At 43.3% G+C, this 9,118-nt stretch carries 6 protein-coding genes and 1 pseudogene; 1 reads left to right on the plus strand and 6 read right to left on the minus strand.

Going from position 1 to position 9,118, the window contains the following annotated elements; all coding sequences use genetic code 11:
- Nucleotides 1–12 precede the first annotated feature (12 nt).
- From brxC to FTU38_RS12785, 4 genes are read right to left on the minus strand one after another with little or no spacing between them, the layout of a single operon-like run.
- Complete coding sequence (brxC, locus tag FTU38_RS12770) at nt 13–3,693, minus strand: BREX system P-loop protein BrxC (RefSeq protein WP_159153679.1); 3,681 nt, start codon at nt 3,691–3,693, stop codon at nt 13–15.
- A gap of 40 nt (nt 3,694–3,733) precedes the next feature.
- Nucleotides 3,734–4,309: a DUF1788 domain-containing protein gene (locus FTU38_RS12775; protein ID WP_002010699.1), complete on the minus strand. Its 576-nt coding sequence runs from the start codon at nt 4,307–4,309 to the stop codon at nt 3,734–3,736.
- Between the two features lie 16 nt (nt 4,310–4,325).
- Nucleotides 4,326–4,937 carry a DUF1819 family protein gene (locus FTU38_RS12780; protein ID WP_159153677.1) on the minus strand — a complete coding sequence of 204 codons (612 nt, stop codon included), beginning with the start codon at nt 4,935–4,937 and terminating at the stop codon, nt 4,326–4,328.
- Between the two features lie 11 nt (nt 4,938–4,948).
- Nucleotides 4,949–5,815, minus strand: coding sequence for a WYL domain-containing protein (locus FTU38_RS12785; protein WP_159153678.1), 867 nt, complete (start codon nt 5,813–5,815; stop codon nt 4,949–4,951).
- 208 nt (nt 5,816–6,023) lie between these two features.
- Here FTU38_RS12785 and FTU38_RS12790 point away from each other — a divergent pair, with 208 nt between their 5' ends.
- Entirely contained in the window at nt 6,024–6,353 is a 330-nt protein-coding gene (locus FTU38_RS12790; protein WP_000506885.1) for a DUF4236 domain-containing protein, read from the plus strand.
- 271 nt (nt 6,354–6,624) lie between these two features.
- On the opposite strand, the gene FTU38_RS12795 is transcribed toward FTU38_RS12790, so the two are convergent.
- A complete protein-coding gene (locus FTU38_RS12795; RefSeq protein ID WP_001255534.1) occupies nt 6,625–7,857 on the minus strand; it encodes an ATP-binding protein in 1,233 nt (410 codons plus the stop codon).
- Nucleotides 7,858–8,407: 550 nt separating this feature from the next.
- Nucleotides 8,408–8,719 (minus strand): annotated as a pseudogene (locus FTU38_RS12800) (HNH endonuclease signature motif containing protein); the annotation flags it as partial.
- Nucleotides 8,720–9,118 lie beyond the last annotated feature (399 nt).

The raw sequence follows: 9,118 nt of genomic DNA on the forward strand, positions 1-9,118 counted from the left end.
CCCTAACCCAAGTTAGCGGATACGCACACGCTTTTTATCACTCACAATTTTTTTCAATTCAGCTTTGAGTGCGTCTACAAACTGATCCACTGATTCTTCTGTTTCCAGATAGACACTGCTGGAGGTTTTGCTGTAAATGCTGGCGACATCGACTTCTACCACCGGTTTCGGTGGCACTACGGCTGTCACAGGCTGTACCGGACTCGCAGCAGGTGTTGATGTAACTGGGCTAGCGGTGGTTGCAGTGTTGGTTACACTCTCTGCTTTGCTCTGAGCCAGTTGTGCCGCTTTGGCCTGACGCTGGATTTCCGTCTGAACTTCGCTTTCCAGCTCATACAAGGCTTCATCAAAACGCTCCACGGCGGTTTGGGTTTGCAGCATATAGATGGTGGATAGGCTAGTTTCCACTTCAATATCCGCTTTGAGCAATTGCAGCGGACGTAGTAGCTTGTTACTCAGCTCAGCGGTAGCGATGCCACTGTTTTTAATCTCGGCTTCCAGCTGCTTGATTTTGTCATCAATGTGTTCTATCGCCTGATTGCGCTTCTCAGTCAACAATTGCTCATTGACGCTTTCCACTGTACGAACTAAATCAGCGACTTTATTTAACAGGCCATAGGGTGATTCAAGGGTGGCAATACGATGTAATTCGGAGAGGGCTTTTTTTGCCACCTCATCACTGCCCAGCGCCTGTTTGTTTTTCTCAAAATGACGTAGAGCCTGTTGCAGTTGTTGCCAGCTTGGCATCTGGTTGCTGAAGAATTCATGAATGTCACGATAGTCTTCTTCCAGATCCAAATAGTCATTCTTGTTCTCAACCACCGCTTTAAAGAAATCGAAGCTGTCGCTATTCGCCAGCAGACGTTCCAAAGTCAGAATCGACTTTTCAATCACTTTTTTGCCCGGGAACTGTCCGACATCAGTTTTACTCTTATAGGACTTAAAGTTGGCTAACCAGTTTTTAAAATGTTGGGTATAGAATTCAAACAGCTCTTTCTCAGTCGCTGGCCCCATCGCCGAGAACAGCCCTTGAGTCAGTTGGCGTGCCTGTTTCAATACCTGATCATCAGTCTGGCGCTTTTTAATGATCGATACATCACGGCGACGGCGGCTGTTTTGTAAAGGCTCAAAGGCATCTTTTAACTGTAAGCTGCCGCCATTTAATTGCAATGAAATCCGCCCCATTGCCGCCAACTGCCCCACCAGCAGTAAAATCTCGGCATCTGGCCAGCCATAAGGGCGTTTGACAAAACGATCTATCACATCTGAGACTAGAATACGCTCTGTACCAGTGGCGCGTAGTGCAATGTACTGCTCCACTTCCTGTAGGGCTTTGGGATTGCTCTGACCGCCATCCAGAGACAATCCGAGCTGCGCCATATCATCGACAGTCAAGACGGCGTTCAGTTCACGCCAGGCATCCTGCTGATAGACTTGCAGATAGCTCAGTTTGGTATAGGTGTTTTCCAGCAAATAACGACAAGCCTCATCCAGCTTGGTGGTTGGACTTGAAGATGAAAGTTGTAGATGTTGACCCAAGGCATAACTTTCCGCGTCCAGCAACATTTCTTCGACCCGGGCACGCAGGCGTTTTTTACGCTCCTGGTTCTCTCGGCCACGGTCTGCCAGGATACGGGTGATATCGGACTGAGTGCCATCATCATTTAACCGAATAAATTTATTGGTTTTCAGCCAGGTGCGCAGTTCATTAAAGAACTGTTTATCGTCTGCCAGTTTAAACAATATCTGCCCTTCGGCCTCGGCGCTTTTACCAATACAGAAAGCTTCTGTGTAGAGGTTATATTCCGTATCCAGTGGAGAAATGATTTCAACTTTCAAATCGCTCTCATACTTGCCATCCAGGCTATGACCATCCAGAAAACGACCAATCTGATAGTCCATCTTGTTGGCTTGATGGCGGTATTTGTTCTGATCCCTCAGTAAATCTTTAAAGATTAGATTAGCTAACTCTTTATTTTCTTCTGAAGCCGCTAAGTCTGTGGCTTTAATTTTACGGGTGATATCGCGTTCTTCATTGGTCAGGAACAGGAACTCATCACCATTCCTAGTAATCAGGCTCTCTTTTTCCAGACGCAGTAGGCTTTCTTCAATCCGCTTGCGTAATGCCAGCTTATCTTCATCAATTTTCTCAATCGACAAAGTCACCAGGTTATCCAAGGTACCTTTGATGATATCGACATAGCGGATCATGAACAGGGTACGCAGCATCTGCACATCAAAACCATCCAGGGTTTTATTTTGCCCTGCCTGGTCGATGGTACGCTTCACTGCTGTATCCAGAAATCCTTCCACTGAAGTATAGAAGCGGTGGAAAGGAACCAGGGCACCGACTTCATCTGTAGCAATCGCATTGGCAGCCATCTGGAACGCATCCAACATGGACCGTTCACCATAGGCCAGGTGTGCACCGGTCGCACCGACCTTACGGATTTCTTCAAAAACTTTCTGCACCAGCTGGAAATGGTACGGCGCAAAAGGATAGTTATGGATAAAGCTGTCTGGACCCTCATAGTTCTTGAGTGTTGGGCCTGAACGGTCAAAGGTAATCTGGTTTTTTAAAATATCGCCCTTTTGCTCAAACACCGATCTGAGCAATGCTTCAGCTTCTGGAGTTTTACGTAATAAACGTTTTTGAATAACTTCATCGGTATTGGAACTGGACAGCGATAAACGGGTTTTAAAACGTCCAGCAATCTTGGAGAAATCATTGGCTTTGGAAGAAGACATCTCACCTAAAACAGCATCGATGTCTGCCTGTGAGGTCACGATAATCCAAGCGCGGCCTTTACAGATCGTACCCAGGTTTTCAGTAATGGTTTGCAGTGTCAGCATCAAGCGAGTATCGCTGCCAATAAACTGCCCCACTTCATCGACCAAGAACAACATGCGTTGCTGGGGTCCTTTACTGTCCAGGTATTCTTTCACCCACTGACAGAAGTTTTCCACCGAAACACTAAAGGTCTGCTCAGAATCCTCAAACCACTTGTGTGCAGCTTCAGCGGATAGGTTGAGGGCTTGGGAAATCGCGGTTTCAACATCATCCTGATAGAACTGATAGCCGTCACGCTCCTCTAGCCAGGACATGCCGCTAGATTCCTCAAACGCCTGTTTAAAGCGTTCGTAGACACCTTTCTGGCTCAGGTGACGTTCCATATGGGCAATATGTGGATGGTCAGCACTAAAACCCTGATACTCGTTAAACACACGTAAAAACACATTCAGGATTGGATTGCCATCATCATTGGAGCTGGCTTTACTGTCGATGTTAAACAGGATGACATCGGCATGATGGCTGACGGCCTTACCAATATCGGCACGGATAAACGCATCACGAATTTTGCTTTCATCAAAGAATTCTGCGGCGCTACGCTCGTTACCTTGCGCATCACGTACCACTTTATTGGCCAGAATATACGACAAGGTTTTCAGGAAATGTGATTTACCTGAACCAAAGAAGCCTGAAATCCATACGCCGACACGGTTGGCAATCGAAGGATCGCTCAGGTCTGTGCCATAAGACTGGAAAAAGTCCCGAAAATGCTTTTCCAGTTCATTGGTGACCACATACTCATCGAGTTCCTGATAAACCGTAGTATTGTCATTCTGGTCTGCTTTTACGACCCCGTTAATCGCACGATCTAATGGCTTATAAAAAAGTTCTTTAATGTTCATCTCAATCAATTCCCCCGAATTCTTATTTCTATTTGCCGTGTTAAGGCACTAATCTGAATGCTCTGTAGTAATTATTGCTTGGAATTTTTCCAAATAAACTCATCGCTTGACCGTCGTAATAACCTGGGTAAAACAGCACCACTGGCTTATGCCCCAGTAACGAATGCAAACTGTTTAATAAGTGATGGGCACGTAACAGTGGCCAAACCGACCCTACCCCAGTCATCAACACAATATCTTGCGCATTGGTGGCATATTTACTCACCAGATAGGGCGCGAACTTATCCATATGCAGTGGGCCTTTCAGCGCTTTGAGCAGCGCCTCATCGCCTTTGGCTTTTTGCATTTGAATGGCTTTATCGATGAAGTTACGTTCAGCCAGATAATCCACCACGGCTTGCAGCAGGTTGATATTCACCACCTTCAGCTGACTGTGTTTTTTCTCCAGCATCCCGTCTAGAAAATGCAGATATTCGCGCACTTTCAACTCATCTTCAGGTGCATAATCAAAAATCCAGAAGCCAATTTCATTGCCCAACCCTTGACCGGTGAGAAACTCGGTTGAAAGTATTCGCTCTGGAATCTGGTTCAGACGCTCATGTATTGTTTGACTCATTGCTGCCCCTCTACAACTACCGCGTCCATAGCGACACTTCCATAGATCTTTTAATGCGTTGTTTATAATGTTCTTCCAACAGGCTACGCAGCTCTGCTCTGACGATCACGCGCTGTAACTCCAGCTTACTGGTACTTTTTAAGTAACCGGCTTCTGCCAGCATGCGAAACACCACCTGCCCCATTTTTTTCTTGCTGGACTCTTTCCATTCGCAGATATCCGGATCGCGTTGTGAGCGCTCATCCAGAAAGTCTGACCAGATATAACTGTCCAAGTATTGCGCCTGGGAGATATAGGCATCCCTCATCACCGTTTCCATAAACTCAAGCAGCAACAGGTTGCGTTCCAGTGCCCCACAAAAAGCCACCTGGGTCGCCAGCTCATCATCCCCATCACGCAAAGCTTTCCAGAAATCAGGCTCTAAGCGCTCCAGACGCTTACGAATAGCGGTGGCATTGCGTTGAGCTGAAGCAGGCGTTCTTTTTTGCAGAATATTGTCAATCTGAATTGCCTGATGCCATTGTTCTGGAGTCGCTTCTCGTAATAACAGATCCGCGATAAGCCGACTTTCACGCACCATCAGGGAGCCACCAATCAGGTCACTGTCATAATGAAATTGCTCTAACATGGCCAATCTCCTTATGACGCCTGATCAAACAGGTAAGACGACAGCTTTTCGATATCTGAACCTTTTAACACTAAGGGATATTTCAAGGCATCTTCCGCCTCAGCCAGCGTGATTGCGGCCTGATATCGCTGTAAGGTATAGTGAGCCAGGGCTTTTTTCACCGGAATCTGTAATCTGCCATCGGGCATGCCGAAGTCTTTTTCGACCAGCGCTTGTTGTGATGAGTTCAATTTTGGATTAGGGATCAGCGTCAGTACAATTTCTTCATGCCATTGCTGATCCTGAGCAGGGTCTACTGACTCAATCGCCACCACAACAGGTGTGCGATCAATTCTGGAGAGTAAAAAGTCCTTAAACTGCTTGCTCTGATGGCAATAGGCACGGACATGCCAGCGAAAACCGGTATACACCAGGGTGTGTGGGGAAATGATGCGTTCATGCCACTGCGGATTCTGCATCGAGGCATAAATCATTTTTAAAGTACTTTGGTTGCGGCAGGCACGCAAAACTTCCCGAATCACTTCAGGACGTACACTGCGATCAGGTAATTGAACTGCTGCAAGATTCGGTTCTGGCATCGCAATCAGGGCATGCGATTCACTGACCAAGCCCGAGAGCATATTGAGATATTCATTGATATGCGCTGTAGTCAGTACAGGCTGGAAGCTGGCTTTAGGCACATAGCCTTTTACGGAGGGGTCATGAATCAAGGCATCGGGGTTATACAGCGTATTGTAACGCTTGATATCCGCAGAAGCCTGCTGTCGACTCAGCCCAAACCAGCTCATCAAACGATTGGTAACCAAACGACCTTCCCAGTATGCAAGGAGTTCAATGGCTCTCATTCTGAGAAGGACTTCATGCTTATCTGTCGTCATATACCAATCAGTCAATAAATAGCAGTTTTAAGATTACCCTACAGCAAATATACAGTAAACATTTTTGACGGTATTTAAAGGTAGTATTGCAATCACCAGATAAAAAATATACTAGTATCCTGATGATAGCCGTCAAAGTACGATCTCTAGCAGATCATGGATCCTGGTATAGCGCGTGAATTGAGCTAAGTTTTAGAATGAGAGCAATATGGGTTTTAGATTTCGTAAAAGTATTAAATTATTCCCGGGTTTTAAAATTAATCTGACCCATAAAGGCATCAGCAGTGCCAGCATTGGCAAACCTGGTGCTTCTCTAAATATTGGAAAAAAAGGTACGCGAACCAGTGTCGGTATTCCAGGTACGGGACTATCTTACTCTAAACACCAGCCTTACTCTAAAAAGACCCGTGTTCCACAACCGACATCGCTAGAACACACGGAATATAATCCTCAGAATTTAGAACAACCGAAGACAAAGATCTGGCCTTGGATTATTTTTGGAATATTGTGTTTTATGGTGGGTGCCGTCATTTTTTAGCAAGAACAGCACTGTATTTTGATCAAAAAAAATGCCCAGATGGATGAATGGGCAAACTAAGGAATTAATTTCCTTCAGAAACTCCAGCGCAATTCTCGCTACTTTCAGTAAGCGACTCTGGCTCAATCATGATAGTCTGACTCAATCGAATCGAGGTAAATCGATCCATCACAATTGGAGCAGAAATTATGCTTGAATACATTCTTGAATGATGCTGAAAAGTCTTTGAGTTTTAATTAATAAATAAGAGTATCCATGTCTACCCTCAACTTTACTTATTTTCAGATAGCAACCAATCGAGAGCACTCATTTTTACAATACCATTATAATTCGCTTCAGTCCCTATCGTGTCTAAGGTAAGCAAATACTTGGGATACGAATCAGAAATTTTCTGTAATGGACGTAACTCTCGGCTGAGTGTCTCCTCATTGAGCGTTTCTAATGCCACCTGATAATAAGTTAAATTCTGTAAAGTATCGACAGCAACAAAATCAATTTCATATTCATCAACCCGCCCTACATAGACCGTATAACCTCGTCTGACAAGCTCAAGATAAATCACATTTTCTAAGATATGACCTTGATCAGCATTAGCATCAGGCAACATAATCCGGCGCAATCCGACATCAACTAAATAGTATTTTTCAGAGGATTGTAATAACTCACGCCCGCGTACTTTAAATTGTGCGGCACTATAAAATAACAAACTGTCCTGTAAGCCCTGAATATAGCGTTTTACTGTTTCAAATGAAATCTTAACCCCACTTGAAACAAAGGTATTTTTAATTTTATTGATGGAAATGGGTGAGCCTGTCACGCTTGCTAAATATCTTGCGACACGCTCGAGAGAGTTAATATCGGCCGTATTCAAACGGGGAATAACATCTTTAAACATTACACTGGCATAGACCGCTTGCAAGTAATCATAAGTTTCCTGCTGGCTAGTCATGGCAAGCGTATAAGGGAAACTACTGCGCGTATACATGGCATACAAATCACGATTGGATAATTGTTGGATGATCGGATTATTTTCAATATGCCACTGTTTAAATTCTTGGAATGACAGAGGTAGAACGTGTTGCTCGATATAGCGTCCTGTAAGTAAAGTCGCAAGTTCTCCACTTAGAAAGAATGCATTTGAGCCTGTAATATATAAATCGATATAATCCCGAACATATAAGGAGTCGACTACTTTCTCAAAATTGGTAACATGTTGTATTTCATCTAAAAAAACATAGTTTTTTTTGCTTTTATCAACTTTAGACAGTACATAATCATGTAGTTTACGGTAATCTGTGAGTTCTTCAAATTCCATAAATTCGAAATTGATAGCAATGATGTTTTCGGCTTGTACACCCTGTGCTTTTAGGTCTTGTTGAAACATCGCTAACAAGGTGGATTTTCCAGAGCGACGTACACCCGAAAGCACTTTAATGACATCACGGTCTTGCCATGTATTCAGAAATTTTAAGTAGCCATCACGTCGAATATTAGCGCTTCTCATTATTTACACTTAGAATCTAAAGTTTTAATAAATTCTATCAAATTTTAGAATGTATATGTAAATATATTTAGTTTTAAGAAAAGTTTAAAGGTTAAGTGAAACATTCAAAGCTGCTGTAGAAGCATGTAAACATGCAGATCTGATCAAAATCCAAATTCTGTCTTTTTGATTATTTTCCATGTCATGTTATGTCATTTATGCTACGAGTTAACTGCTATATAAATTAAGTGAAAAGTAAATGGAACTAAGTTGTTAACTAGAGTGGAACTCATTTTTGTTGTGCTGATGGTCTCAGCCTTAATCCTAATTGCTTATGAAATGCTAAAAGGTTTATTTTAGAGCATCTATACAATTTTTGATCAAAAAAAGCCCACAGAGGGAATCTATGGGCGAAACTAAGGACCTTGACGGTCATTCAGAAACTACAGCTAGTTTCTGGTTGTGATTCTGGACTGAATTAAAAATAACCATATTGGCTGAATGTATCAAAAGTTAAATCATGTGATTAATCATTGATACTTCTGCAAAAATGAGCTCATCGCTCTGTTGATTAATACAGTAATTCACCAAACAAATCCGCTCTAATCTCTTCCAGGCTCAGATCTGATTTCATCCTATTACAGATGGGATGAACCAGCAGACCATTCTCTAGAACACCTTGCCCACCTACGGCTTTGGCAATCCGATGATCCGATTCAGTAGAATCAAGATAGATCAATCCATCACAAATGAGGCAAAAGTTATGATTACCCACCAGAAAATTGTGCTTAAGCAGACTCTTGGTTAATGCCGAAAAGGCCTTGGGCTTTGACCGAGAAATTGGACTAATCGACTCCACATATCCCACTCTATTGTAAACAAGACATTTTTATCTTTTATATTCAATGGCTTATTTTCCTGCTAATTGGTAATACCATGAAAAATACCATGCTCAGAAAAGGCTTAACAATATTTTGAAAAATTGCCTACTGAGCGCTGCCGCACAGCTCCATAGGCCGCTTTCCTGGCTTTGCTTCCAGATGTATGCTATTCTGCTCCTGCAGCTAATGGATCACCGCAAACAGGTTACTCGCCTGGGGATTCCCTTTCGACCCGAGCATCCGTATGAGACTCATGCTCGATTATTATTATTATACTCTGTACACGACAAATTTCACAGAACCCTTATCCTATCAGGATTCTGCTTTCTTAAAATTGCCAAAATTTCCTTAAACTCTTCTTTTTTCCCAAAACCAATTAAACGCTGAATCGCCATTTGAAC

It is taken from the genome of Acinetobacter sp. YH12098, from assembly GCF_013419235.1.
GTDB lineage: Bacteria > Pseudomonadota > Gammaproteobacteria > Pseudomonadales > Moraxellaceae > Acinetobacter > Acinetobacter amyesii.